25 protein-coding genes and 1 pseudogene are annotated in these 26,044 nt (G+C 71.2%); 15 read left to right on the plus strand and 11 right to left on the minus strand.

Annotation, left to right across the window (positions count from 1 at the left end; translation table 11 throughout):
* The first annotated feature begins 98 nt into the window (after positions 1 to 98).
* Both NFU81_RS13265 and NFU81_RS13270 read left to right on the plus strand, forming a co-directional pair.
* Positions 99 to 959 carry a hypothetical protein gene (locus tag NFU81_RS13265; protein ID WP_251489226.1) on the plus strand — a complete coding sequence of 287 codons (861 nt, stop codon included), beginning with the start codon at positions 99 to 101 and terminating at the stop codon, positions 957 to 959.
* 112 nt (positions 960 to 1,071) lie between these two features.
* Complete coding sequence (locus tag NFU81_RS13270; RefSeq protein WP_251489228.1) at positions 1,072 to 1,431, plus strand: hypothetical protein; 360 nt, start codon at positions 1,072 to 1,074, stop codon at positions 1,429 to 1,431.
* Between the two features lie 77 nt (positions 1,432 to 1,508).
* Here the strand turns inward: NFU81_RS13270 and thiC are convergent, their stop codons facing one another.
* Entirely contained in the window at positions 1,509 to 3,266 is a 1,758-nt protein-coding gene (gene thiC / locus NFU81_RS13275) for a phosphomethylpyrimidine synthase ThiC (RefSeq protein WP_251489230.1), read from the minus strand.
* A gap of 71 nt (positions 3,267 to 3,337) precedes the next feature.
* Between thiC and NFU81_RS13280 the strand changes: the two genes are divergently transcribed.
* Entirely contained in the window at positions 3,338 to 4,885 is a 1,548-nt protein-coding gene (locus tag NFU81_RS13280; protein WP_422665194.1) for a YibE/F family protein, read from the plus strand.
* A gap of 24 nt (positions 4,886 to 4,909) precedes the next feature.
* On the opposite strand, the gene NFU81_RS13285 is transcribed toward NFU81_RS13280, so the two are convergent.
* Both NFU81_RS13285 and NFU81_RS13290 read right to left on the minus strand, forming a co-directional pair.
* A complete protein-coding gene (locus NFU81_RS13285; protein WP_251489234.1) occupies positions 4,910 to 5,131 on the minus strand; it encodes a DUF5326 family protein in 222 nt (73 codons plus the stop codon).
* Positions 5,132 to 5,260: 129 nt separating this feature from the next.
* The gene (locus NFU81_RS13290) at positions 5,261 to 5,578 is read right to left on the minus strand and encodes a cupin domain-containing protein (RefSeq protein ID WP_251489236.1); all 318 of its coding nucleotides are present in this window, start codon (positions 5,576 to 5,578) and stop codon (positions 5,261 to 5,263) included.
* 78 nt (positions 5,579 to 5,656) lie between these two features.
* Between NFU81_RS13290 and NFU81_RS13295 the strand changes: the two genes are divergently transcribed.
* The 5 genes from NFU81_RS13295 (at position 5,657) to NFU81_RS13315 (ending at position 10,164) form a co-directional block, all read left to right on the plus strand.
* Positions 5,657 to 6,034 (plus strand): phage holin family protein, encoded by a 378-nt coding sequence (locus NFU81_RS13295; protein ID WP_251489237.1) that lies wholly within the window; start codon positions 5,657 to 5,659, stop codon positions 6,032 to 6,034.
* On the plus strand, positions 6,034 to 7,218 hold the full coding sequence (locus NFU81_RS13300) for a cystathionine gamma-lyase (protein WP_274037013.1): 1,185 nt from the start codon (positions 6,034 to 6,036) through the stop codon (positions 7,216 to 7,218). Before NFU81_RS13295 ends, NFU81_RS13300 begins: the two co-directional genes overlap by 1 nt.
* A gap of 128 nt (positions 7,219 to 7,346) precedes the next feature.
* Positions 7,347 to 7,850 (plus strand): NUDIX domain-containing protein, encoded by a 504-nt coding sequence (locus tag NFU81_RS13305; protein WP_251489241.1) that lies wholly within the window; start codon positions 7,347 to 7,349, stop codon positions 7,848 to 7,850.
* A 120-nt stretch (positions 7,851 to 7,970) separates the two neighbouring features.
* Complete coding sequence (locus tag NFU81_RS13310) at positions 7,971 to 8,495, plus strand: MarR family winged helix-turn-helix transcriptional regulator (RefSeq protein WP_251489244.1); 525 nt, start codon at positions 7,971 to 7,973, stop codon at positions 8,493 to 8,495.
* A gap of 100 nt (positions 8,496 to 8,595) precedes the next feature.
* Positions 8,596 to 10,164 carry a DHA2 family efflux MFS transporter permease subunit gene (locus NFU81_RS13315; RefSeq protein WP_251489246.1) on the plus strand — a complete coding sequence of 523 codons (1,569 nt, stop codon included), beginning with the start codon at positions 8,596 to 8,598 and terminating at the stop codon, positions 10,162 to 10,164.
* Here NFU81_RS13315 and NFU81_RS13320 read toward each other — a convergent pair.
* Positions 10,103 to 11,590 (minus strand): serine hydrolase domain-containing protein, encoded by a 1,488-nt coding sequence (locus tag NFU81_RS13320; RefSeq protein ID WP_251489248.1) that lies wholly within the window; start codon positions 11,588 to 11,590, stop codon positions 10,103 to 10,105. The genes NFU81_RS13315 and NFU81_RS13320 overlap by 62 nt on opposite strands.
* A 40-nt stretch (positions 11,591 to 11,630) precedes the next feature.
* Entirely contained in the window at positions 11,631 to 12,503 is an 873-nt protein-coding gene (locus NFU81_RS13325; protein WP_251489250.1) for a class I SAM-dependent methyltransferase, read from the minus strand.
* A 227-nt stretch (positions 12,504 to 12,730) separates the two neighbouring features.
* Here NFU81_RS13325 and NFU81_RS13330 point away from each other — a divergent pair, with 227 nt between their 5' ends.
* Both NFU81_RS13330 and NFU81_RS13335 read left to right on the plus strand, forming a co-directional pair.
* Positions 12,731 to 16,030 carry a discoidin domain-containing protein gene (locus NFU81_RS13330; protein ID WP_251489252.1) on the plus strand — a complete coding sequence of 1,100 codons (3,300 nt, stop codon included), beginning with the start codon at positions 12,731 to 12,733 and terminating at the stop codon, positions 16,028 to 16,030.
* 96 nt (positions 16,031 to 16,126) lie between these two features.
* Entirely contained in the window at positions 16,127 to 16,648 is a 522-nt protein-coding gene (locus NFU81_RS13335; protein ID WP_251489254.1) for a DinB family protein, read from the plus strand.
* Positions 16,649 to 16,666: 18 nt separating this feature from the next.
* Here NFU81_RS13335 and NFU81_RS13340 read toward each other — a convergent pair whose 3' ends face one another.
* Positions 16,667 to 17,260, minus strand: coding sequence for a TetR/AcrR family transcriptional regulator (locus NFU81_RS13340; protein ID WP_251489256.1), 594 nt, complete (start codon positions 17,258 to 17,260; stop codon positions 16,667 to 16,669).
* A gap of 101 nt (positions 17,261 to 17,361) precedes the next feature.
* Here NFU81_RS13340 and NFU81_RS13345 point away from each other — a divergent pair, with 101 nt between their 5' ends.
* Together NFU81_RS13345 and NFU81_RS13350 are read left to right on the plus strand one after the other, a co-directional pair.
* Entirely contained in the window at positions 17,362 to 18,294 is a 933-nt protein-coding gene (locus tag NFU81_RS13345; protein WP_251489259.1) for an NADP-dependent oxidoreductase, read from the plus strand.
* A 43-nt stretch (positions 18,295 to 18,337) separates the two neighbouring features.
* Positions 18,338 to 19,045 (plus strand): annotated as a pseudogene (locus NFU81_RS13350) (FAD-dependent oxidoreductase); the annotation flags it as partial.
* 22 nt (positions 19,046 to 19,067) lie between these two features.
* Here NFU81_RS13350 and dnaB read toward each other — a convergent pair.
* Positions 19,068 to 20,528, minus strand: coding sequence for a replicative DNA helicase (gene dnaB / locus NFU81_RS13355; protein ID WP_251489261.1), 1,461 nt, complete (start codon positions 20,526 to 20,528; stop codon positions 19,068 to 19,070).
* Positions 20,529 to 21,065: 537 nt separating this feature from the next.
* Here dnaB and NFU81_RS13360 point away from each other — a divergent pair.
* Positions 21,066 to 22,400, plus strand: coding sequence for an MATE family efflux transporter (locus tag NFU81_RS13360; RefSeq protein ID WP_251489373.1), 1,335 nt, complete (start codon positions 21,066 to 21,068; stop codon positions 22,398 to 22,400).
* A gap of 88 nt (positions 22,401 to 22,488) precedes the next feature.
* On the opposite strand, the gene rplI is transcribed toward NFU81_RS13360, so the two are convergent.
* From rplI to rpsF, 4 genes are read right to left on the minus strand one after another with little or no spacing between them, the layout of a single operon-like run.
* Positions 22,489 to 22,938 (minus strand): 50S ribosomal protein L9, encoded by a 450-nt coding sequence (rplI, locus tag NFU81_RS13365; protein ID WP_251489263.1) that lies wholly within the window; start codon positions 22,936 to 22,938, stop codon positions 22,489 to 22,491.
* An 18-nt stretch (positions 22,939 to 22,956) separates the two neighbouring features.
* Positions 22,957 to 23,193, minus strand: coding sequence for a 30S ribosomal protein S18 (gene rpsR, locus NFU81_RS13370; RefSeq protein ID WP_031512678.1), 237 nt, complete (start codon positions 23,191 to 23,193; stop codon positions 22,957 to 22,959).
* Between the two features lie 41 nt (positions 23,194 to 23,234).
* Positions 23,235 to 23,846 (minus strand): single-stranded DNA-binding protein, encoded by a 612-nt coding sequence (locus tag NFU81_RS13375; protein WP_251489265.1) that lies wholly within the window; start codon positions 23,844 to 23,846, stop codon positions 23,235 to 23,237.
* Between the two features lie 58 nt (positions 23,847 to 23,904).
* The gene (gene rpsF / locus NFU81_RS13380; protein WP_251489267.1) at positions 23,905 to 24,195 is read right to left on the minus strand and encodes a 30S ribosomal protein S6; all 291 of its coding nucleotides are present in this window, start codon (positions 24,193 to 24,195) and stop codon (positions 23,905 to 23,907) included.
* A 269-nt stretch (positions 24,196 to 24,464) separates the two neighbouring features.
* Between rpsF and NFU81_RS13385 the strand changes: the two genes are divergently transcribed.
* Positions 24,465 to 24,773, plus strand: coding sequence for a hypothetical protein (locus NFU81_RS13385; protein WP_251489269.1), 309 nt, complete (start codon positions 24,465 to 24,467; stop codon positions 24,771 to 24,773).
* A gap of 130 nt (positions 24,774 to 24,903) precedes the next feature.
* Positions 24,904 to 26,043: a lipid II:glycine glycyltransferase FemX gene (locus NFU81_RS13390; RefSeq protein ID WP_251489271.1), complete on the plus strand. Its 1,140-nt coding sequence runs from the start codon at positions 24,904 to 24,906 to the stop codon at positions 26,041 to 26,043.
* Position 26,044 lies beyond the last annotated feature (1 nt).

Raw genomic sequence — 26,044 nt, forward strand, 5'->3', positions numbered from 1 at the left:
CTCTATCCGTAGGCACACCGCTCTCCGCGCATCCGGCCGGCCGAGCCCGTTCCGTTGACGGAACACCGGCCTCGCTCGGGGAGTCGGAGCATCGGGGGATGCACATGACCACCGCTCCACACCTGCTCAACGAAGACCGCCCGGATTTCGGGCACGTACTCGACGAGGCCCTGCGCATCGTTCTGGACGAGGACGGCGCACGCGGCCCGGTAGGGCCGGTCGGCACCGCCCTGCCGCTGAACGCCGAGCAGTTGCGCACCCTTGCGCTGGCCGCCGCCGAGCAGATCAGCGAGCAGGCGGCCGACGAGTACGACGCCTACCGCACGATCCGCGCCCGGACGCGGGAGGCGGTGCGGGAGGCCGCGCGGTCCCGCGACAGCCGGGCCTTCAGCTACGCCGCCATGGGCGTCGCGGACGGCGCCGGGTCAGGGGCAGGGCTCGCCGCCGTCATCGCCGTCCTGACGCCGCTGCTCGCCGGAGCCGCGGCGCTGATCTTTCTGCTGATCGGCTACTCGATGGCCGCGGTGCACCCGCAGCCGGGCATCGCCTCGCCGCTGCGTACCGCCGGCTGGTTCTTCGCCGCGGTCGCCGCCGCGGCGATCCTGCTCGGCGGCATCGGACTGCTGCTGACCGCGCTGCGGGACGGATCGAGCGCCATCCACGACGCGCCCGACCGGATGCCGCCCGAGGTGCTGCAGGCCCGTGAGGCGTGGCGTCAGGCGCTGCTCGACCGCGGGCTGCTGCCCTTCCTGGACGACGCGCTGAGCGACACCCCGGCCCCCGCAGCGCCGGCCCAGGCGCCCGCCGCTCCGCGCATGCCGCGGCTCGGCTACTCCCGCCCCGACTTCTCCTCGCCGCAGGACCCGCGGCCGACCTCGCCGCGCTTCAGCAGCCCGGACTTCAGCAGTCCCGACTTCGGCAGCCCGGACTTCGGCGGCCCCGACCACGCGCAGGACTGACGCCACGCCTCCTCCCGGGTGACCCCGGCGCCCCGGTTGGCCGACCCCGGTCGCGCCCGGCCCTGGACGTTGTTTGACTCATCCCGTACCTGGTCAGACGGGAGAAGTCCACATGCGCGTCCGCCGTACGCTCGCCGTCCTGAGCACGATCGTCCCGCTGGTGTGGGCGGCCACGGGCTGCTCGGACTCCTCGGGAGGCCGGATCACCGCCACGCGCGGACTGACCTTCGCCCAGAGCATCAGCAACCCCGTGCACGGCAAGTGCCAGGCCTTCGCCCCGCTCGGGGTGGACCGGGTCAGCAACCACACCGGCATCGACATCGTCCTGCACAAGGGCTTCGGCTGCACCGACCCCGCCGGCCGCCCCAGCTCCTACCTGGGCACGACCTACTCCGCGAGCGCCGTCATCTCCCTCGGCCTGTGGCACAGCTTCTCCACCGTCGGCTGGCCCCCGCCGGTGAACCCCAACTGACCGCGCCCGCCGAACCGAGGCCCTGCTCCGTGCCGTTGCCCTGACCGCGGCACCCGCGGCCAGGGCAACGGCGAAGCTCATTGCGCCGGTTCAGCCAGGGGCAGATAGACCCGGTTGCCGGCCGCGGCGAACTCCCTGGACTTCTCCGCCATGCCTTCCTCGATCTCGGCATCGGACTCGCCGTGGGTGCGGCGGATGTCGTGCGAGATCCGCATCGAGCAGAACTTCGGGCCGCACATCGAGCAGAAGTGCGCGGTCTTCGCGGGTTCCGCAGGGAGGGTCTCGTCGTGGAAGGCGCGGGCGGTGTCCGGGTCGAGGGCCAGGTTGAACTGGTCCTCCCAGCGGAATTCGAAGCGGGCGTCGGACAGCGCGTCGTCCCAGTCCTGGGCGTCGGGGTGGCCCTTGGCCAGGTCCGCGGCGTGGGCGGCGATCTTGTAGGTGATCACGCCGGTCTTGACGTCGTCGCGGTCGGGCAGGCCGAGGTGCTCCTTGGGGGTGACGTAGCAGAGCATCGCGGTGCCCCACCAGGCGATCATCGCGGCGCCGATGCCCGAGGTGATGTGGTCGTAGGCCGGGGCGATGTCGGTGGTCAGCGGGCCGAGGGTGTAGAAGGGGGCCTCTTCGCAGATCTCCTGCTGGAGGTCGATGTTCTCCTTGATCTTGTGCATCGGGACATGGCCCGGCCCCTCGATCATGGTCTGCACGTCATGGCGCTTGGCGATGGTGTTCAGCTCGCCGAGGGTGCGCAGCTCGGCGAACTGCGCCTCGTCGTTGGCGTCGGCGATGGAGCCGGGGCGCAGGCCGTCGCCGAGGGAGTAGGTGACGTCGTAGGCGGCGAGGATCTCGCACAACTCGGCGAAGTTCTCGTAGAGGAAGTTCTCCTTGTGGTGGGCCAGGCACCACGCGGCCATGATCGAGCCGCCGCGGGAGACGATGCCGGTCTTGCGGCGGGCGGTCAGCGGCACATAGCGCAGCAGGACGCCGGCGTGCACGGTCATGTAGTCGACGCCCTGTTCGGCCTGCTCGATGACCGTGTCCTTGTAGACCTCCCAGGTCAGGTCCTCGGCGCGGCCGTCGACCTTCTCCAGGGCCTGGTAGAGCGGGACGGTGCCGATGGGGACGGGGGAGTTGCGCAGCACCCACTCGCGGGTGGTGTGGATGTTGCGCCCGGTGGACAGGTCCATGACCGTGTCGGCGCCCCAGCGGGTGGCCCAGGTCATCTTCTCCACCTCCTCCTCGATGGAGGAGGTGACCGCGGAGTTGCCGATGTTCGCGTTGACCTTCACCAGGAACCGCTTGCCGATGATCATCGGCTCGATCTCGGGGTGGTTGACGTTCGCCGGCAGTACGGCCCGTCCTGCGGCGAGCTCGTCGCGCACGACCTGCGGCGGTACGTTCTCGCGCAGGGCGGCGAACTCCATCTCCTGGGTGATCTCGCCGCGCCTGGCGTAGGCGAGTTGGGTCACCGGCTGCCCGTCGCGGGCGGCCCGCCGGGGGAGCCGCGGGCGGCCGGGGAAGACCGCGTCCAGGTTGCGCAGCCCCCCGCGGGGGGCGGTGTGCTTGATGCCGTCGTCCTCGGGGCGCACCGGACGGCCCGGGTACTCCTCGGTGTCGCCGCGGCCGATGATCCAGTTCTCCCGGAGCGGGGCCAGGCCCCGCCGGACGTCGGTCTGCACCGACGGGTCGGTGTAGGGACCCGATGTGTCGTACAGCGTCACATCGCGCCCGTTGGTGAGGTGCACCTGGCGGACCGGGACCGCGATGTCCGGCCGTGACCCGGTGAGATACGCCTTGTGCCAGCCGATTTCGCGCGTGCGTGCGTCCTGCGTGGTCATGAGACCTACTCCCTACGCCGGCATTACCCGGTAACAGGTTCGTCGGTCGGCGCAGCTGTCGCGTCGGCGTGATGCCGCTTCCGCTTTCAGCGCCCTCTCAGCCCGGTGCTCCGAGCTCCCGCGTTTGCAAAGGTGGCCCCAACGGTAGCGGTTGGGTGCATACAGGCACCAGGGGGCCTTGCGATGATCGGCCCGTGGACTCCCCCCATGAGCATGCGCACCACCCGCCGCCCGGCGGCACCGTTCCCGGGCAGGCCGACGGCGGCGTACATGGCGACGGCAACGTACCTGGCCACGGCTCGGTACATAGTCACGGCTCGGTACATGGCCACGGCCATGCGCACGGCCCGGTGCCGCCGGTCTCGCGGCGGCTGCGCCGGGTCATCGCCGCGGTCCTGGTGCCCTTCGCCGCCGCGGTGGTCGTCGGCCTGGTCGTGCTCTGGCCGGGCGGGGCGCCGCAGCACGCACGTACCGGTGTCGGCTTCGACCAGCAGACCCGGCAGGGCCAGGTGGTGAAGCTGGTCGCGGTCTCCTGCAAGGCCGCGGCGGCCGCCCCCGACACCGACGCGGCCGGGACGGCGACGAGCGACGCCTGCCAGAAGGCGACCATCGAGGTGGCCTCGGGTCCCGACAAGGGCACGACCTTCACCGAGATCGTGCAGCCCGACCAGACCCGGCGCTACACCGCGGGTGAGGGCGTCGTCCTGGCCTACGCCCCCTCCGCACCGCCCGGCCTGCGCTACTCGGTCACCGATGTGCAGCGCGGCTTCCCGCTGGCGCTGCTGGCCGGGATCTTCGCGCTCGCGGTCATCGTGGTCGGCCGGCTGCGCGGGCTGATGGCGCTGATCGCGCTCGCGGTGTCCTTCGGGGTGCTGACGCTGTTCATCCTCCCGGCGATCCTGCACGGCGACGATCCGCTGCTGGTGGCGGTCGTCGGCGGCAGCGCGATCATGCTGATCGCGCTGTACATGTGCCACGGCGTCAACGCCCGCACCTCGGTCGCGGTGATCGGCACGCTGTGCTCGCTGTTCCTGATCGGCGTGCTCGGCTCGGTGTTCATCTCATGGGCGCATCTGACCGGCAACACCTCGGACGAGACCGGTCTGATCCACAGCCTCTACCCCGGCATCCAGATCAAGGGCGTCCTGCTCGCCGGCGTGATCATCGGCTCGCTGGGCGTGCTGGACGACGTGACCGTCACCCAGGTCGCGGCGGTGTGGGAGCTCAAGGACGCCGACCCGGGCGCGAGCCGGCGCAAGCTGTACGGGGCGGGTATGCGCATCGGCCGCGACCACATCGCCTCGGTCGTCAACACCCTGGTGATGGCCTACGCGGGGGCCGCGCTGCCGCTGCTGCTGCTCTTCTCGATCGCCCGCAGCGGGGTGTTGCAGGTGGCGGACAGCGAACTGGTCGCGGAGGAGATCGTCAGGACCCTGGTCGGCAGCATCGGCCTGGTCGCCTCCGTGCCCCTGACGACGGCGCTCGCGGCGCTGGTGGTCGGCGCGGACCGGCCGCAGCCTGCGGGGTCCGCCCGCAGCACGGGACGTGGCGGAGGCCACGGAGGCGCCGTACGTACGCTCGCCGCCGGTGGCGGGGGCCACCGGCGGCGGGGGAAATGAACGGGCGGGAGGTCGTGGGGGCCGTCACCAATCGCGCTTCGACGACTTCGAGGACCCGCCGGACGTGACGCGCTTCACGACCAGGACCAGCGCCCCGACCAGAACCACGAACACGATCACCTTGAACAGCAGGCCGATCACGAAGCTCACCAGGGCCGCGACCAGGGAACCGAAGACCACCAGCGCGATCACCGGCACGGCGACCCACTTGACCCACCACGGCAGGCCCTTCAGCAGCTTGTCCATGACGCCTTGACTCTCCTTCGTCCCCGCACCGGGGTCGGTCCGGCGGTTGCTCCGCCGATACTTCGACTGTAGAGCCACTCCTGCCCCGTGCGGGGCTCGGGGACGCCGGATACGACCCTGAAGACTCCCCTAGGGCTCGGGCGGGGAGAAAACCACCATGACCCTGAGATCCTCGGTGATGTGGTGGAAGCGGTGCGGTGTGCCGGCCGGCACGTAGACCACGGAGCCGCGCGCGACGGTCGTCGTCTCCTCACCCACCGTGATCGCGGCCCGGCCGCTGACCACCATGTACACCTCGTCCTGCGCGTGCGGCTGCTGCGGGTCGCTCTGGCCCGCCGAGAGCGCGTACAGCCCGGCCGACATGGTGGGCTCCTTGAGAAAGCGCAGGTAAGCGCCCTGGTTGGCGGCCCGCTCCGCGTCCAGGTCGTCCAGCCGGAACACCTTCATCGCCACTCCTCCGCTGCGGTCGGGCTACGGTTCTGTTCACTCTCTTGCCCTGCTGATCAGGTCTGCGACGATCACACCATGAAGAATTTCATCGTCAAAACGCTGGCGAACGCCGGAGCCCTGGGCGTCGCCATCTGGGTGATCAAGGACATCACCCTGACCGGCGACTCCACGTCCCGCAAGGTGCTCAGCCTGATATTGGTCGCGCTGGTCTTCGGCGTCGTGAACTGGCTGGTCAAGCCGATCGTGAAGGTGCTGTCCTTCCCGCTGTTCATCCTCACCCTGGGGCTGATCACGCTGGTGGTGAACGCCCTGATGCTGCTGCTGACGTCGTGGGTGGCGGGCAAGCTGAGCCTGGACTTCCATGTGGACGGCTTCTGGACCGCGGTGGTCGGCGGTCTGATCGTCAGCATCGTGTCCTGGGCGCTGCACGTCGTCCTGCCGGACGACGAGTGATCGGCGGTCAGGGGGGCACGGAATTTCCCGAGGGACCGGGGGGCGGCGCCGCGAGCGAGGGTCCCGGAGACAGCACGCGCAGCGTGCACGCGGGCCGGCCGCCGGCGACGGCGTACGAACCGTCGCTGCCCGGGCCGGTCTTCGTCTCGCACTACCACCTGCCCGGTGAGGCGGCGGGTCCGTACGTCTACGGCCGGGACGACAACCCGACCTGGGAGCGCCTTGAGCAGGCGATCTCGGAGCTGGAGGCGCCGGGCGACCCCGCCGTCGGCACCGCCGTCTTCGCCTCGGGCATGGCGGCCGTCGCGGCGGTGCTGCTGTCGCAGGTGAAGGCGGGGCAGACGGTCCTGCTGCCGTCGGACAGCTACCAGACGACCCGCGCGCTGCGGGAGCGCCTGGAGTCCTACGGCGTGACCGTGCGGCTCGCGCCGACCGCGGGGGATGCGCAACTGGCGGCGCTGGAGGGCGCGTCGCTGGTGTGGCTGGAGACGCCGTCCAACCCCGGGCTCGACGTCTGCGACATCCGGCGGCTGGCGGACGCGGCCCATGCCGCGGGCGCGCTGGTCGCCGTGGACAACACCCTCGCCACGCCGCTGGGTCAGCGACCGCTGTCGCTGGGCGCGGACTTCTCGCTGGCCAGCGGCACGAAGGCGCTCAGCGGCCACGGCGACCTGCTGCTCGGCTACGTCAGCACCAGGGACCCGGAGCTGGCGGCGGGCGTGCGGTACTGGCGCAAGACGGTCGGCGCGATCCCGGGGCCGATGGAGGCCTGGCTCGCGCATCGGTCGATCGCGACCTTCGCGCTGCGGGTGGACCGGCAGGCGAGCAACGCCATGGCTCTCGCGACGGCGTTGCTCGAACGACCCGAGGTGAGTGATCTGCGGCACCCGGGCCTGCCGACCGACCCCTCGCACGCGGTGGCGGTCCGGCAGATGCGCCGCTTCGGCAGCGTGGTGTCCTTCACGCTGCCCGACCAGGCGCACGCCGAACGCTTCCTGGCCGCGCTGCGGATGACGTCGGAGGCCACCAGCTTCGGCAGCATCCAGAGCACCGCGGAGCGCCGCGCCCGCTGGGGCGGCGACGCGGTGCCGCCGGGCTTCGTCCGCTTCTCGGTGGGCATCGAGGACCCGGACGACATCGTGGTCGACGTGCTGCGCGCGCTGGACGCGGCGGCGACGGCGTGACGGCGGCGGGTGCGTTACGCACACCGGCCGGTCGTGCGTGCTCACCGGGCGCGCACGACCCGGCCGAACGCTTCGATTGACCGCCGTGGGCACGTTTGCCCCCGGTCTGACCGCGGCAGATGTCTGGCATGCCTCCGGACCCGCATTCCAGCCCCGCCACCCGCCCGGTGGTCAAGCGCACCGCCCGTGCGCTGGTCTTCGACGGTGACCAGCTCGTCCTGATCAAGCGCACCAAGCCCGGGATCGCGCCGTACTGGGTCACGCCCGGCGGCGGTGTCGAGGACGACGACGCCAGCGTCATCGCGGCCCTCCACCGCGAGATCGACGAGGAGTTGGGCGCCAAGATCACCGATGTGGTGCCGGCCTTCGTCGACACCGTCGAGCACATCGCGGACGACGGTTCGCACGGCGTGAAGGTGCAGTTCTTCTTCGCCTGCCGGCTGGAGTCCATGGACCTCGACCTGCGGCACGGCCCCGAGGTGGACGACCCCTGCGGGGAGTACGAGGTGGTGCGGGTGCCATTCAGCAGGATGGGCATCGCCTCGGTGGGCATCGTCCCGCTGACGCTGCGGCACTACCTGGACGCGAACATCGAGGCCGTGCTCGGACTGCTCGGCCCCGAGCTGGGCTGAGGGCGCGCGGCGCCGGTTCGCCGACCGGCCGTCGCGGTCGCCGGTTCGCTTCCCCTACCCCGAACAATAGGTCCGCTACGGGATCGTCCCGTAGCGGACCTATCTTGTTACCCTCGACTCATGACCACGGACCCCGCTCCCGCTCCCGCGCCCCACCAGAGCGTTCTCGGCGACGCACCTGACGTGTCGTTCCTGCTCCAGCACACCGCCCACGTACTGACGACGCAGATGGCGGCCGCCCTCGGCGAGATCGGCATGTCGCCGCGGGCGCACTGCGTGCTGGCGCATGCCGCACAGGCCGAGCGGACGCAGGCGCAGGTCGCGGAGCTGTCCGACCTGGACAAGACCACGATGGTGGTGACCGTCGACCACCTGGAGCGGGCCGGTCTCGCCGAGCGGGTGCCCTCGGCGACCGACCGCAGGGCGCGGATCATCCGGGTCACGCCCGCGGGCGCCGACGTACTGGCCGCCGGGCAGCAGATCGTCGACCGGGTGCACGCACACGTGCTGGGCGCCCTGGAGGAACCCGAGCGCACGGCCTTCGTCTCGGCTCTGAACCGGCTGGTCAACGGGCATCTGGCGGAACCGGCCGACTCCCCGGAAGGCGTCCAGGGGGTACGCCGCCCGCGGCAGGCCCGCACGTGAGCCGCGCACGAGCAGGCCACGTAAGCCCGTAATAGATAGTCTTCAACAAAACCTTCTGCTACGGTCGGTCCTGGCAATCCATCCGCCAGGAGGCGACCTCATGCCACTGTCTTCCCGTTCCCGCGGCGCAGCCCTCGCCGTGCTCAGCGCGGGCACCCTGATGATCATCCTGGACGGCACGATCGTGACCGTCGCCCTGCCGTCCATCCAGCACGACCTGGGCTTCTCCCAGTCGGCGCTGGCCTGGGTGGTGAACGCCTACCTCATCGCCTTCGGCGGTCTGCTGCTGCTGTCGGGCAGGCTCGGTGACCTCATCGGCCGCCGCCGCATCCTGGTCGGCGGGCTGACCGCCTTCACCGCCGCCTCGCTCGCCTGCGGCCTCGCCGACTCCGCAGGGCTGCTGATCACCGCCCGCTTCGTCCAGGGCGCCGCGGGGGCGATGGTCTCGGCGGTCAGCCTCGGCATGGTGATCGCCCTCTACCCGGACCCCAGCGGGCGCGGCCGGGCGATGGGCGTCTACAGCTTCGTCCAGTCGGCGGGCGGTGTGCTCGGGCTGCTGGCCGGCGGCGTCCTCACGCAGGCCGTCAACTGGCACTGGATCTTCTTCGTCAACCTGCCGATCGGCGCGGCAGCCGCGGTACTGAGCCTGCGGCTGCTGCCGGACGACGGACCCGCGCGCGGGTCGGGCCACCCGGTGCGCGGCGCCGACGCACCCGGCGCGGTACTGGTCACGGCGGCCCTGATGCTGGGCGTCTACACCATCGTCGGCACCGCGGACCACGGCTGGGCGTCGGCGTCCACCGGCACCTTCGGCGCTGTCTCGCTCGCGCTGCTGGCCGGCTTCCTGGTCCGGCAGGCCAGGGCGGCGCAGCCGTTGATGCCGCTGCGGCTCTTCCGCTCCCGGCTGGTGACCGGCGCGAACGTCGTGCAGGCGCTGATGGTGGCCGGCGGCTTCGGCTTCCAGTTCATGGTCACCCTGTACCTCCAGCGGGTGCTGGGCTACGACCCGCTGCGGATCGGCCTGGCCATCGCGCCGACCGGACTGGTGATCGGCGTGATGTCGCTCGTGCTGTCGGCCCGGCTGGGCGCCCGCTTCGGTGAGCGCGCGGTCCTGCTGCCCAGCCTCGCGCTCTTCGCCGGCGGCTTCCTGCTGCTGGCCCGGGTACCCGCGGGACACGCCTCGTACCTCACCGACGTCCTCCCGGCGACGCTGGTCTTCGGGGTGGCCTTCGGCCTGGCGATGCCGGCCCTGATGACGCTCGGCATGTCCGATGCCACACCGGCCGACTCCGGTCTGATCTCGGGCGTCTTCAACACCGCCCAGCAGATCGGCGCCGCGCTGGGCCTGGCCGTGCTCGCCGCCCTGGCATCGGCCCGCACCGATCACCTGACCGCCGCCGGCCACTCGCAGGCCGCGGCCCTGACCGGCGGCTACCATCTGGCCTTCCTGGTCGCCGCCGGCCTGCTCGCGGTGGCGACCCTGGCGGCGTCCGTGCTGCTCAGGGCGCCGGGAGGCAGCGCGGGCTCCGGCTCGGGCACCCCGTCACCGGCCTCCGCGGCCGCCGACCGGCTCGATGCCGACCCGAAGGCCGGCGCCGCCCCGCAGGTCAGTGCCAGCCGGGGAAGCCGCCCGGCACCGGTGCCGACGGATCGTACGGCTCGCGTGTGAAGACGAAGGACCCGAGGTCGAGATGGCTGATCCGGCCGTCCGCCCCGCGGACCACCCGCAGCGTCTCGCCCGCGTAGTAACCCTCGCGACCGGTCCAGGTGCCGTCGTGTTCCACGTGAAACCGCGTGGCGCGGCCCTGGCCGGTCAGCGGCGCGAGCCTCGGCAGGCCCTCGGCGTCGACCCGCAGCAGGTAGCTGCTGGTGCCCCAGAACCACGGCCCCGTCAGCTCCAGCAGCTCCGCGCCGAGCGTGTCGGCGGGGCGCCAGGCAACAGGCAGCCCCGGCTCGGCGTCGGCGGTGATCGCCAGCAGGTCGGCGGCGACGGCACCGACCTGCGGCCCCGAGGTCGCGTTCGCCAGCACGACCGCCCCGACACCGTCCTCGACGCTCACCCAGACCGTCGCCAGGAATCCGGGCATGGAACCGCCGTGGCCGACCAGCAGGCGCCCGCCACGCCGGCTGAGCTGCAGCCCGAGCCCGTAGCCGCTGTCCATGTCCGCGGCCTCCGGCGGCGACGCGGGCTGCCGCATCTCCTCCAGCGTCGCCGCGCTCAGCACTCCCTCCCGACCCGTCATCAGGAACGCGGCCCAGCACGCCAGATCGCCGGCCGTCGACCACAACTGCCCGGCCGGCGCCATCCGCCCGGTGTCCTGTACGGCCTCGGGCCGCATCACGTCCGCCCACGGGTGGACGGCGAAGCCGCCGGCGGCGGGGGCCTGCGGCAGCAGCGTCGTCCGCGTCATGCCCAGCGGTTCGAGGATCTCGGTCCGCAGCGCCTCGCCCCACGGCACTCCGCGCACCTGCTCCACCAGGGCGCCGAGCAGCGCGAAGCCGGGGTTGGAGTAGTGGTACCGGCGGCCCGCAGGGTGCTTGACCGGGTCGGCGCCCAGCACATCGGCCAGCTCGGGGCGCAGGGAGCCCGGAGTGCGCTCCCACCAGGGAGCAGGGGTCTCCGAGGCGAGACCCGAGGTGTGGCTGAGCAGCTGGCCCACCGTCAGCCGCCCGGCGGCCCGCAGCCCCGCCGCGTCGAGCCCGGACCCACCCGGGTCCGCTCCGGCCGCCGCGCCCCCCGCCGCCGTCTCGGCCGTGGCCTCCGCCGTCTCCGGCAGATGGCGGCTCAGCGGGTCGGTCAGGTCCAGCAGCCCCTCGTCCCGCAGCCGCATCACCAGCACCGCGACGAAGGACTTGGTGATCGAGCCGATGCGGTACTGCGTGTCAGCGTCGGGCGCGTGGCCCTCGATCATGCTGCGCGAACCGCACCACACCATCGCCCCGTCCCGCACCACCGCTCCGACCAGCGAGGGGGTGCGCCCGTCACGCTGACCCACCGCCACCCGGTGCAGCAGCGACCGCCGGGTGGCGGGCAGCAGTTCGTCACCGCCCGATCCGACTGCCGGTCCGGCTCCCGATCCGGTCTTCACGGTCACCCGCACTCACGCCCTTCCACCGTCGCTTGCAGCGCGGGCGTCAGGCCCGCGCGTCGTTACGGTAGTCGGCCGGACCGAAGCGCACCGCCACGATCGACATCCGCATCGAGCGCACCCCGGGCAGCAGATGCGAGATCGGGGCGATCGCGTAGAGGCCGCGGCCGCGCGGCAGCGGCAGGCTGCGGACCTCGGCGATCCGACGCGAGGCGGTCGCCACCTTCGGGTACTCCCTGGTGTCCATGCCCCACTGCCAGCGCGGGGCGCGGTAGCCGCCCGAGGTGTCCATGGCACCGGCCTGGTTGCGGGCCACCATCCCCCGCGGCAGCGCGTCGAAGAGGAACGACCCGCCGGGGAAGCGCTCCGCGCAGGCGGCGATCAGCCGCCTGACCTCGCGCGGCGGCAGGTACATCAGCAGGCCCTGGGCGGTCACCAGCACGTCCTGCGGGGGCGTGCCGCCGTCGAGTTCGTCCATCCACCGCAGGTCGAGCGCCGAGCAGGCGACCGTACGGCGACGCGGCGGGTCCTGCGGCAGCAGCTGCTCGCGTACCGCGACCGTCTCGGGCAGGTCCACCGTCAGCCAGTGCACCAGGCCGTCGTCCACCCGCCAGAACTGCGTCTCCAGGCCCTCACCGAGTGCCACCACCGTCCCTCCGGGGTGCGCGGCGAGGAAGCGCCGCACCTCGCCGTCGAGGCAGGCGACCCGCAGCGCGTGCCACTGGGACATGCCGTCGCCGCCGAAGCGCTCGAAGGGGTAGTCGATCCGCTCGACCAGTTCCACCGCCCGCGGGTCGTCCAGCACCCGGCGGCCGGGGCGCCCGGCCTCCACGGACCGCTGGTAGAGATTCCACAGCAGCGTCTCGGGGACGCCCTCCAACTCGACGGCGACCTTGTCCCGTTCCCTGTCCTCGTCCATCCCCTCAGGCTGCCACTCGGGCGGCCCGATGTGCGGGACGGGAGCGCTCCCAGGTCAACTGCCCGTCAAGGCAAGCGGTTTCACCGGACGCTACGTGTCAGAAAGGTTGACACCCCTCAGGGCCGGGCGTAGATATCACGTCTGCCAGAGAGCGCTCTCAGCCCGCTGGCGGTTCCTCCTACCACCCCCCACACCATCGAGTTGCATCGACACGTAGGAGCAGACACATGAGGGTCACCCCACAAGGGCTCTCCCTGTCCCGTAAACGTTTCCGACAGTCACCGCAGGCCATCGTCCTGCTCATCCTGGTCATGATCGCCTCGGCGTACCTGTCGATCGTGGCGACCTCGTCCCGCGCGGCCGCGCCGGTGCTGCTCTCCCAGGGCAAACCCGCCACCGCCTCGTCCGTACAGGACGCCTTCACCGCCGGCGCGGCGGTCGACGGCGACACCGGCACCCGCTGGTCCAGTGCCGCGTCCGACCCGCAGTGGCTCCAGGTCGACCTGGGCTCCAGCCAGCCGATCACCCAGGTGGTGCTGAACTGGGAGACCGCCTATGGCAAGGCCTTCCAGATCCAGGTGTCGGACAACGGTTCGACGTGGAACAGCATCTACTCCACGACCACGGGCACCGGCGGCGTCCAGACCCTGAACGTCACCGGCACCGGGCGCTACGTGCGGATGTACGGCACGGCCCGCGCCACCCAGTGGGGCTACTCCCTGTGGGAGTTCCAGGTCTACGGCGGCTCCGGCGGCGGCACCCCGCCCGCCACGTGCGCCACGACCACGGCCGCGCTCGGCAAGCCCGCCACCGCTTCCTCGACGGAGAACGCCGGCACTCCCGCCTCCGCCGCCTTCGACGGCAACGCGGGCACCCGCTGGTCGAGCGCCGCGTCCGACCCGCAGTGGGTACAGGTCGACCTCGGCTCCTCGCAGGCGCTCTGCGGCGCCCAGTTGAGCTGGGAGACCGCCTACGCGAAGGCGTACCAGATCCAGGTCTCGGACAACGGTTCCACGTGGAACACCGTCTACTCCACGGCCAACGGCCCCGGCGGAGTGGAGAACCTCTCCTTCAACACCACCGGCCGCTACGTGCGGATGTACGGCACGGCCCGCGCCACCCAGTACGGCTACTCGCTGTGGGAGTTCACCCTGCTGACCGCCGGTGGCGGCACCACCACCCCGCCGCCCGGCGGCGGCGACGGCAGCTGCCCCTGGGTCGGGTCCACCGCGCCGGTCGCCACCCGCGTCGCGCAGGTCATGGCGCAGATGACGACCGCGCAGAAGGTGTCCATCCTGCACGGCAACAACAACGCCACCCCGTACATCGGCAACATCACCGGCATCCCGTCGCTGTGCATACCGAACATCGGCCTGCAGGACGGCCCGCACGGTGTCGGCGACGGGCTCGGCGGCGTCACCCAGATGCCGTCCGCCAACTCCGCGGCGGCGACCTTCGACAACGCGCTGGAGCAGCAGTACGGCGCCGCGATCGGTGCGGAGTTCGCGGGCAAGGGTGTGCAGGTGGCGCTCGGCCCGACGCTGAACATCGTCCGCGACCCGCGCTGGGGCCGCTCGTTCGAGACCTTCAGCGAGGACCCCTACCTCAACGGGCAGATGGCCGCCGCCGACATCAAGGGCATCCAGAGCCAGGGTGTGATGGCCGAGATGAAGCACGTGGCCGTCTACAACATCGAGAACCCGGTGGGCACGGTCATCGTCGACAAGCGGACCATGCAGGAGCTCTACCTGCCCGCCTTCCAGGCGGCGGTGCAGCAGGGGTCGCCGGCCGCGGCGATGTGCGCGTACAGCATCGTCAACAACGTCCCGGCCTGCCAGAACCCGGACCTGATGAACACCGGGCTCTACAGCCAGGCGAACTTCGGCGGCTTCATCACCAGTGACTGGGGCGGCACCCACTCGACGGTGGAGTCCGCCAACGCGGGCCTGACGGTGGAGATGCCCAACGGCTACTTCTTCGCCGACTTCCTGGCCCAGGCCGTCGCGAACGGCACGGTCAGCCAGACCACGCTGAACACCATGGTCAGCCGGCTGCTCACGCAGTTCTTCGCCTTCGGGTTGTTCGACAAGACGCCCAGCGGTTCACGGGACGCCACCGTGACCACTCCCGCGCATGTGCAGGTCGCGCTCCAGGGCGCGGAGGAGGGCACCGTACTGCTCAAGAACAACGGCATCCTGCCGCTGTCCACGGCCACCACCCACTCGATCGCGGTGATCGGCTGGGACGGCGGCGCCGGAGTGCAGTCGATCGGCGGCGGCAGCGCCACCGTGACCAGCTCGGGCACGGTCTGGCCGATCACCGGCATCCAGAACCGGGTCGCGGGCACCGGAACGACCGTGCAATACAACGACGCGACGAACCTGGACGCGGCGGTCACCCTGGCCCGCGGCTCCGACGTCGCGATCGTCTTCGCCAGCGACAACTACGGCAACGAGGAGCACGACACCACGACCCTGGACCTGCCCGACAACGGCGGCAGCCAGGTCAAGCAGAACGACATGATCGCCCAGGTGGCCGCGGCGAACCCGCACACGATCGTGGTGCTCAACAACAACTCGGCCATCAACATGCCGTGGCTGAACCAGGTCGCGGGCGTCTTCGAGGGCTTCTACCCCGGCCAGCAGATCGGCGCGGCGATGGCGGCGCTGATCTTCGGCGACGTCAACCCGTCGGGCAAGCTGCCGGTGACCTTCCCCAAGTCGCTGGCCGACGTGCCCGCCAACACCGCAGCCCAGTGGCCGGGCGCCAACGGGCAGGTGCAGTACAGCGAGGGCCTGAACGTCGGCTACCGGTGGTACGACGCCAGGAACATCGAGCCGCTCTTCCCGTTCGGCTTCGGCCTGTCCTACACCACCTTCGGCTACAGCAACCTGCAGGTCGGCGCGCTCAGCGGCGGCAACGCCACGGTCCACGTCACGGTGACCAACACCGGGTCGAGGGCCGGCACCGACGTCGCGCAGCTCTACGTCGGCGACCCGGCGTCCACCGGCGAGCCGGTGCACCAGCTGCGCGGCTACCAGCGCGTCACCCTCAACCCGGGCCAGTCGCAGACGCTGACCTTCACGGTCAGCACCCACGACCTGGCCTCCTGGAACACCGGCAGCAACAACTGGACCACGGCCGCGGGCACCTACCAGATCCTGGTCGGCGACTCCTCCCGCAACCTGCCGCAGACCGGCACGCTCAGCGTGCCGACCACGGTCAACGGCGCCATCGCCGCGGCCCTCTCCCCGCAGGCGCCCGCCACCGCAGCCGCGCCGGCCGTGCCCAACCCGCACGGCATGAGCAGCCCGGTGCACTCCGCAGTCGACTGGGTCGTCGACCCGGCCGGGGCCGCCGCGCAGCACAGCTACACCGCGGCCGGGCTGCCGCCCGGTATCTCGCTCAGCGCGAGCGGGCGCTTCACCGGCGCGGCAAGCCGAGCCGGCAGCTACACCGTCACGGTCACCGCGAAGGACCAGGCCGGCGCCACCGGCTCGGCGACCTTCGTCTGGACCACCACCTGACCCTTCCCCTCCCCGGGAAGGAGCACCCCCAGAGCCGCCTCCCGCGGCTCCGGGGGTGCTGTCGTTGCGGCGCGGAGCGCGGGTACCGTGTGCCCCATGACGGAGCCGACCGCCGGGCAGCCCGGCCCCGAGATCACCGCGCTGCTGGACTGCCTGGACGGCCAGCGCAAGCATGTGCTGGGCATCCTGGACGGCCTCGACGACGCGGACCTGCGCCGCCCCGTCCTGCCGTCGGGCTGGAGCTGCCTGGGCCTGGTCCGCCATCTCGCCCTGGACGTCGAGCGCTTCTGGTTCGGCGCGGTCCTGGCCGGCGACCCGGCCGTCATCGCCGCGCTGGACGACGAGGCCGACGCCTGGGTGGTCGACCCCGCGGTCCCGGCCGCCGAGGTGCTCGACCGCTACCGCCGCGAGATCTCCCTCGCCGACGCGATCATCACCGCCACCCCGGCCGGCACCGCCCCCGCCTGGTGGCCGGCCGACCTCTTCGGCGACCAGGACATGCACAGCCACCGCGAGATCCTGCTGCACGTCATCGCGGAGACCGCCTGCCACAGCGGCCACCTCGACGCGGTCCGCGAACTCCTCGACGGCCGCCGCTGGCTGGTCCTGACCGACTGACCCGCCGGCGGCGCCTGCTCATCCCGGCCAGGCGGCGAGCGCGACGTCGGCCGTCCGGTCCAGCTCGGCCCGGCCGACCCCGTCGCAGGCCTGCGTGCACATGCCCTGGACGACAGCCGCGTAGAAGGTGGCCAGCGCCATGGCGTCGGTGCCCGGCGGCAGCAGGCCCGACGCCACGTCGGCGTCGATCTTCCGCTCCAGCGCGCGCTTGGTCCCGTCGCGCCACTCGCGCAGTTCCGCCTTGACGTCCTCGGACGCGGGCGTGCAGTTCGTCGCCCCGTTGATCACCAGGCAGCCCGGCGGCCTTCCCGGTTCGGTGTACGCGGCCGCCGCCAGCCGCAGCAGCCGCTCGACCGCGGCACGCGCGGTGGGTTCTGCCAGCGCACGGGCGCCGTAACTGCCGTGGGTGCCGGCGTAGCGGGCGACGGCCTCGCTGAACAGCTGCCGCTTGTTGCCGAACGCCGCATACAGGCTCGGCGGGTTGATGCCCATCGCCTGGGTGAGCGCGGCGACGGACGTGGCCTCGTAGCCGTACCGCCAGAACTCGGTCATCGCGGTCTCCAGCGCCTCGTCACGGTCGAAGGCGCGGCGCTGTCCTCGTGCGGTGCTCATGACCACCAGCCTATAACGATCGCTAAAGCTTGTGCTACGGTCCCCGTTGTAGCGATCGCTAAAGATCGCTGTCGCCACCTGTCCCGTAGAGGAGCACAGCCATGCGTGCCATCACCCAGCGGTCCTTCGGCGCCCCGGACGTCCTCGAAGTGACCGACCTGCCGCGCCCCGCACCACTGCCCTCGGAAGTGCTGGTCAGGGTCCATGCCGCAGGGGTCAACCCGGTCGACGCCGCGGTCCGCTCCGGCGCCTTCCCGCTGATCGGCCGGCCGCCCTTCGTGCTGGGCTGGGACATCTCCGGCGTCGTCGAGGAGGTCGTCCCCGGCGTGACCCGCTTCCGGGCCGGCGACGAGGTATTCGGCATGCCCTTCTTCCCGCGGGCCGCGAACGGCTACGCCGAATACGTCGCCGTCCCGTCCCGCCAGCTGGCCCGCAAGCCCGCCGCGCTCGACCACGTCCAGGCCGCCGCCCTGCCGCTGGCCGGCCTGACGGCCTGGCAGAGCCTCATCGACGCCGCCCGCGTCGAACCGGGCCAACGCGTACTGATCCACGGCGGCGGGGGTGGCGTCGGCCACCTCGCCATCCAGATCGCCAAGGCCCACGGCGCCCACGTCGTCACCACCGCGAGCGCGGGCAAGCACGACTTCGTCCGCGGCCTGGGCGCAGACGAAGCCGTCGACTACCGCACCACCGACTTCGCCGACGCCGTCCGCGACGCCGACGTCGTCCTCGACACGATCGGCGGCGACTACGGCCGCCGCTCCATCCCCGTCCTGCGCCCGGGCGGCCTGCTGGTCACCGTGGTCGACCGCACCGACACCGATCTGAAGGCCGCCACCGAATCCGCAGGCCGCCGCTTCGCCGGCATCACCGTCGAACCCGACCACGTCGGCCTCGAAGCCCTCGCCGCCCTGGCCGCCACGTCCCGCCTCACCCCCCACGTCGGCCACGCTCTCCCCCTGGCCGACGCCGCCGGAGCCCACGCCCTCATCGAGTCCGGCCGCACCCAGGGCAAGATCGTCCTCACCCTGTAGCCGGGGACGCACAGGCGAATGTGGGCGCTGGGGCGGGGAGCGACCCGGCAGCAGCGCGACGTACGACCTGCTGGTCGGCGCGGACGGCGCGCAGTCCCGGGTCCGCTCACTGCTCACCGACGCCCGCCCGGCGCATATCGGCCAGAACATCGTCGAGGTCGGCATCCCCGACATCGACCGCACGCACCCCGACCTCGCCGCGATGGTGGGGCGCGGCAACTACTGGGTGCTCGGCAACGGGCTGTCGCTGGGGGCGCAGCGCAACGGCGACGGCCGCGTCCGTATCGGCCTGAGCTTCTACAACACCGCAGAGGACTGGTTCGCCACCAGCGGGATCCCCTTCGACGACCCGGCCGCCGCCCGGGCGCGGATGATCGACCTGCTCCACGGCTGGGACCCGCGGTTCACCGCGCTGATCGCGGCCTGCGACGACACGGTCGTGCCACGGTCGATCAGCACTCTCCCGATCGGCCTGACCTGGCCGTCGACGCCGGGCGTCACGCTGCTCGGCGACGCCGCGCACCTGATGCCGCCGGTGGGAGAAGGCGCCAACATGGCGCTGCTCGACGGCGCCCTGCTCGGTCTCGCCCTGGCCGCGCACCCGGACGACCTTCCCTCCGCCGTCGCCGCATACGAACGCGAGATGTTCGAGCGCACCGGCGCCGCTGCCCGGATGTCCGCGAAGATGCAGGAACTGCTGGCGTCGCCGGACGCCGCCCAGAAGATGCTCGCGTTCTTCCGACCCGGCTGAACGGCACCGGAACAGCGGTCGGTCAGGTCTGGGCCATGTCCACGAAGCGGGAGTAGTGGCCCTGGAAGGCCACGGTGATTGTCGCCGTGGGGCCGTTGCGGTGCTTGGCCACGATCAGGTCGGCCTCGCCGGCGCGCGGGGACTCCTTCTCGTAGGCGTCCTCGCGGTGCAGCAGGATCACCATGTCGGCGTCCTGCTCGATCGAGCCGGACTCGCGCAGGTCGGAGACCATCGGCTTCTTGTCGGTGCGCTGTTCGGGACCGCGGTTCAGCTGGGACAGGGCGATGACCGGGACCTCCAGCTCCTTGGCCAGGAGTTTGAGGTTACGGGACATGTCCGAGACCTCCTGCTGGCGGCTCTCGGGCCGGCGGGAGCCGCCCGACTGCATCAGCTGGAGGTAGTCGATGACCACCAGCCGCAGGTCGTTGCGCTGCTTGAGGCGGCGGCACTTGGCGCGGATCTCCATCATCGACAGGTTCGGCGAGTCGTCGATGTAGAGCGGTGCCTCTGTCACGTCGGACATCCGGCGGGCGACCTTGGTCCAGTCGTCGTCGGTCATGGTGCCCGAGCGCATGTGGTGCAGCGCCACCCGGGCCTCCGCGGAGAGCAGGCGCATGGCGATCTCGTTGCGGCCCATCTCCAGCGAGAAGATCACGCTGGGCATCTTGTTCGCGATGGAGCACGTACGGGCGAAGTCCAGCGCGAGAGTGGACTTGCCCATCGCGGGGCGGGCTGCGATGACGATCATCTGGCCGGGGTGGAGGCCGTTGGTGAGCGAGTCCAGGTCGGTGAAGCCGGTGGGGACGCCGGACATCTGACCGCTGCGCGAGCCGATCGCCTCGATCTCGTCGAGGGCGCCCTCCATGATGTCCCCGAGCGGCAGGTAGTCCTCCGAGGTGCGCTGCTCGGTGACGGCGTAGATCTCGGCCTGCGCGTTGTTGACGATCTCGTCGACGTCGCCGTCGGCGGCGTATCCCATCTGGGTGATCCGCGTACCGGCCTCCACCAGCCGGCGCAGTACCGCCCGCTCATGGACGATCTCGGCGTAGTACTCGGCGTTGGCCGCGGTCGGGACGGCGTTGACCAGGGTGTGGAGGTAGGGGGCGCCGCCGACCCGGGCGATCTCGCCGCGCTTGGTCAGCTCGGCGGCGGTGGTGATCGGGTCGGCGGGCTCACCGCGGGCGTAGAGGTCGAGGATCGCGGTGTAGATGGTCTCGTGGGCGGGCCGGTAGAAGTCGGCGCCCTTGAGGACCTCGACGACGTCGGCGATCGCGTCCTTGGACAGCAGCATGCCGCCCAGCACGGACTGCTCGGCGTCCAGGTCCTGCGGGGGGACGCGCTCGAAGCCGCCGCCGCCCTCGGAGTAGCGGTTGTCGTCGGAGGCGGGCTTCTTACGGAACTGGCTGACGCCCTGCTGCGGGCCTGGACGGTCGTCCGGCGGGAGGTCGGGCCAGTGGTCGTCGGCGGGTTCGGGCTGGGTCACCCCCGCCACCTCCTCCCGTCCGGCCGGTTCGGCCGGACCCCGCGTGCGTGCCACTCTTTCAGCGGCACCGCTCCGATCCTCGACCCGCCCGGCTGCGCTCGCGCACGACGGACGGAGGCTCCACGGTAGGGCCAGCGACGGCCTGGACCAAGACGGTTATCCACAGGGGGTGTGGACGACGGCGGCATACCTGTGGAGAACTGCCCCCAACCTGTGTACAGCCCTTGGGACAGCGCTGTGGACAACCTCGGAGGTCGGCCCGAATACACCCGCCGACCTGCACTTTCTTCATCCATAGCCTGTGCAGGAGAAAAACTTTTTCCGCCGGACCAAGATCGCCACAAACGACGCGGAGGAGATCACTCTACGCAGTCACCGGTAAGAGTCCCTATCGCTCTTCACCTCTTACTTGTGGACGATTAAGCTGTGCTTGTGAATCCCGTCGTCGAGCCGCCAGAAAAGCAGGAGCCCGAAGCCCACGGCCCACCGTCCGACGGTGGCCGCCGCCCGGCCGGGCGGCGTCGTCACGACCGGGAGATCGTGGCCCTCGCGCTGCCCGCGTTCGGCGCGCTCGTCGCGGAACCGCTCTTCGTGATGGTGGACAGCGCGATCGTCGGCCACCTCGGCACCGCGCAGCTCGCCGGCCTCGGCGTGGCCGCCGCACTGCTCACCACCGCCGTCAACATCTTCGTCTTCCTCGCCTACGCCACCACCGCCGCGGTCGCCCGCCGGGTCGGCGCGGGCGACCTCCCCGCCGCGCTGCGCCAGGGCGTGGACGGCATCTGGCTGGCGCTGCTGCTCGGCGGCCTGGTGATCGCCGCCGTTCTGCCCGCGGCACCCGCGCTCGTCGACCTCTTCGGCGCCTCGGGAACCGCGGCCCCCTACGCCACCAGCTATCTGCGGATCAGCTCGCTCGGCATCCCCGCCATGCTCGTGGTGCTGGCCGCCACCGGCGTGCTGCGCGGTCTGCAGGACACCCGCACCCCGCTGGCGGTCGCGGTCGGCGGGTTCGCCGCCAACGCCGGGCTGAACGCCGCCCTCGTCTACGGGGCCGGGCTCGGAATCGCGGGGTCTGCCTGGGGCACGGTCATCGCGCAGAACGGCATGGCCGCGGTCTACCTGTGGGTCGTCGTCCGCGGCGTCCGCCGGCAGACCGGCGGCGAAGCGGCCGGGGGCACCGGTAAGGGCGACGGCGGCGACTGGTGGGCGGCGCTGCGCCCCGACGCCGCCGGGATACGCGCCTGCGCCCGCGCCGGCCTCCCGCTGCTGGTCCGTACGCTCAGCCTGCGGGCGGTACTGCTGATCGCCACCGCGGTGGCCGCCGGGCTCGGCGACACCGAGATCGCCGCACATCAGATCACCCTCACCGTCTGGTCGCTGCTGGCCTTCGCGCTGGATGCCATCGCCATCGCCGGCCAGGCGATCATCGGCCGCTACCTGGGCGCGGAGGACGCAGAGGGCGCCAGGGCGGCCTGCCGGCGGATGATCGAGTGGGGAGTGGCCTGCGGTGTGGTCCTGGGGCTGCTGGTGGCACTGGCCCGGCCGCTGATCGGGCCGATATTCAGCTCCGACCCGGCCGTACAGGACGCGCTGATGTCCGCGCTGCTGGTGGTCGCGATCTCGCAGCCGGTCTCCGGGGTGGTCTTCGTACTCGACGGGGTGCTGATGGGCGCCGGGGACGGGCCGTATCTGGCCTGGTCGATGCTGGCCACCCTGGCGGTCTTCGCCCCCGTCGCCTTCTCGGTGCCGGCACTGGGGGCGGGCCTGACCGCCCTGTGGTGGGCCATGACGCTGATGATGCTCACCCGGCTCGCCGCCCTGTGGCTGCGCGCCCGCTCCGGCCGCTGGGTCGTCACCGGCGCCGCGCGCTGACCTCCGCTCCACGCGCAAGGGCCGGGCACCCCCGCGAAGGGGTGCCCGGCCCTGTGTTCCACGTGGAACATGCCGAGCAAAAGGGGCCTTACGCCGCCACGACCTCCAGGTCGAGAACAGCCTCGACCTCGGAGTGCAGCCGCACGGAGACCTTGTGCGCACCGAGCGTCTTGATCGGCGAACCGACCTCGACCCGGCGCTTGTCGACGGCCGGACCACCGGCGGCCTTGATCGCCGCAGCGATGTCGGCCGGGGTGATGGAGCCGAAGAGCCGGCCGGTGTCACCGGCGCGGGTGCTCAGCTTGACCTTGACGGCCTGGAGCTGGGCCTTGACCACGTTCGCGTCCTCGAGCGAGTGGATCTCGCGGATGCGACGGGCACGGCGGATCTGCTCGACGTCCTTCTCGCCACCCTTGGTCCACGCGATGGCGAAGCCCCGCGGGATCAGGTAGTTGCGGGCGTAGCCCGGCTTGACGTCGACGATGTCGCCGGCGGCACCCAGGCCGCTGACCTCGTTGGTAAGGATGATCTTGGACATTATCTGGTCACCCTTTCCTTATCGAGCGGTCGACGTGTACGGCAGCAGCGCCATCTCACGGCTGTTCTTGACAGCCGTGGCGACGTCACGCTGGTGCTGGGTGCAGTTGCCGGTGACGCGGCGGGCACGGATCTTGCCACGGTCGGAAATGAACTTCCGCAGCATGTTCGTGTCCTTGTAGTCCACGTACACGGTCTTGTCCTTGCAGAACGCGCAGACCTTCTTCTTCGGCTTGCGCGGGGGCGGCTTCGCCATGGTGATTCTCCTATGCGATCAAGAAGTGAGTGAGGTCCGCCCTAGAAGGGCGGCTCGTCCGAGTAGCCGCCGCCGGACGAACCGGAGCTTCCGCCCCAGCCGCCACCCTGCCCGCCGCCCGACTGGCCGCCGCCGGCCGGAGCGCTGGTGGCCCAGGGGTCGTCGGCGGGAGCACCGCCGCCGCCCTGCTGGCCGCCGGGGCCGCCGCCCCAGCTGCCGCCACCCTGGCCGCCGCCCTGGCCGCCGCCCGAGGCGTAGCCGCCCTGCTGGCCGCCACGACCGCCACCGCCGCTGGTCTTGGTGACCTTGGCCGTGGCGCTCCTGAGGCTGGCGCCGACCTCGTCGACGTCCAGTTCGTAGACCGTGCGCTTGACGCCCTCGCGGTCCTCGTAGGACCGCTGCTTGAGCCGGCCCTGCACGATGACGCGCATGCCTCGCTGAAGCGATTCGGCGACGTTCTCCGCCGCCTGCCGCCAGACCGAGCAGGTCAGGAACAGGCTCTCGCCGTCCTTCCACTCATTGGTCTGCCGGTCGAAGGTGCGGGGAGTGGACGCGACGCGGAACTTCGCGACCGCCGCACCGGACGGGGTGAAGCGCAGCTCGGGGTCGTCGACAAGATTGCCGACGACCGTGATGACGGTCTCGCCTGCCATGGGGTGACCTCTCGACTGGCTTTGGGCAGTGCTGACTGACTGCTACTCGAAGTCCGGACTAGTGCAGTTCCGGACGGAGGACCTTGGTCCGCAGCACCGACTCGTTCAGGTTGAGCTGGCGGTCCAGCTCCTTGACGACCTCAGGCGTGGCCTTGAGGTCGACGACCGAGTAGATGCCCTCGGGCTTCTTGTTGATCTCGTAGGAGAGACGACGACGGCCCCAGGTGTCGACCTTCTCCACGCTGCCGCCGCCATTGCGGACGACGGACAGGAAGGACTCGATCAGCGGGGAGACAGCGCGCTCCTCAAGATCGGGGTCGAGAATGAGCATGAGCTCGTAGTGACGCATAGTGGAACCCACCTCCTTTGGACTCAGCGGCCACGGCATTTCCGTGGCAGGAGGGTTTGTATCTGCGTCGCAACGGTAACGCGGGCCACTGACAGTCGAGGGAGATCCCGTGGACTGCCCGGTTCGGCCCAGCGCAGACACCGGTGCAGACCATACAGACTACCCGCCTCGGTCCCCCGGGTTGAAATCCGCCCCCTTATGCCCGCAATCTGTACACATCGGGTGCGCGGGTGCTACAGCCCGCCACTTCTCCGTCACGGAGGTGCCCCATGGCACAGCATGCGGAACGGACCCACCACCTCACCTTCAACACCGACGGCCAGCCGCATCCCCTGGTCAACTCACTGGCGATCGTGACGCTCGTCCTCGGCGGCATCGCGGTCATCTCGTCGGCGTTCAACAGCCTGCACCTGCTCAGCTCCTGGACCGGCCTGGTGGGCATCTTCACCGGCGGTTACGGCCAGTTCATCTCGGTCACCACGCCCGAACGCTTCGCCCTGATCATCGGCCTCGGCATGTCCGCGGTCGGCTTCTACATCGGGGTGGCCCACGGCGGCCTGACCGGCGGGCTCTGGTAGCGGAGCCCGGCATTCCCCGCAGCCCTGTGGAAAGCCGCGCCGTTGTCCACAGGGCTGGTGGGACGGCTCCCCCTGCACAGTAGGCTTCGGGCCAGTAAGCCCGCAGTCGTGAGCATGGGGAGCGCCCCGCATGAGCCTGACCCTCAGGACCATCAGCCGAGAGCAGCACCTGGCCTACATCCAGAGCCTGCCCGCGGCGAGCCACTGCCAGGTCCCGGCATGGGCCGACGTGAAGTCCGAGTGGCGGTCGGAGAGCCTCGGCTGGTTCGACGAGCAGCCCGGACAGCCGTCCAAGGGCGGCCGGCTGGTCGGTGTCGGTCTCGTCCTCTACCGGCAGCTGCCCAAGGTCAAGCGGTACCTGGCGTACATGCCGGAGGGCCCGGTCATCAACTGGTACGCCCCCAACCTGGACGAGTGGCTGCAGCCGATGCTGCGGCACCTCAAGCAGCAGGGCGCGTTCACCGTCAAGATGGGTCCGCCGGTGATAATCCGCCGCTGGGACGCCAACACGATCAAGGCGGGCATCGCCGACCCCGACGTCAAGCGGCTGCGAGACGTCGAGGCCGACTTCATCGAGCCGCGCGCCTTCGAGGTCGCCGAGCGGCTGCGCAGGATGGGCTGGCAGCAGGGCGAGGACGGCGGCGCCGGCTTCGGTGACGTGCAGCCGCGCTACGTCTACCAGGTGCCGCTGGAGAACCGCTCGCTCGACGACATCCTGAAGAACTTCAACCAGCTGTGGCGCCGCAACATCAAGAAGGCCGAGAAGGCCGGCGTCCAGGTCATCCAGGGCGGCTACGACGACCTGCCCGCCTGGCAGCAGCTGTACGAGATCACCGCGGTCCGCGACCAGTTCCGCCCGCGCCCGCTGTCGTACTTCCAGCGCATGTGGACCAAGCTGAACGCCGAGGACGCCAACCGCATGCGGCTCTACCTGGCCGTGCACGAGGGCGAGGCGGTCGCCGCGGCCACCATGCTCACCGTCGGCCGGCACGTCTGGTACTCGTACGGCGCCTCCGCCAACCACAAGCGCGAGGTCCGGCCGTCCAACGCGATGCAGTGGCGGATGCTGCGGGACGCGTACGCCATGGGCGCCAGCGTCTACGATCTGCGCGGCATCAGCGACTCGCTCGACGAGACCGATCACCTGTTCGGCCTTATCCAGTTCAAGGTGGGCACGGGCGGGCAGGCTGCCGAATACTTGGGCGAGTGGGATTTCCCGCTCAACAAGCTGCTCCACAAGGCACTCGACATCTACATGTCGCGCCGCTGAC

It is taken from the genome of Actinacidiphila cocklensis, from assembly GCF_907177275.1.
Lineage (GTDB): Bacteria > Actinomycetota > Actinomycetes > Streptomycetales > Streptomycetaceae > Actinacidiphila > Actinacidiphila cocklensis.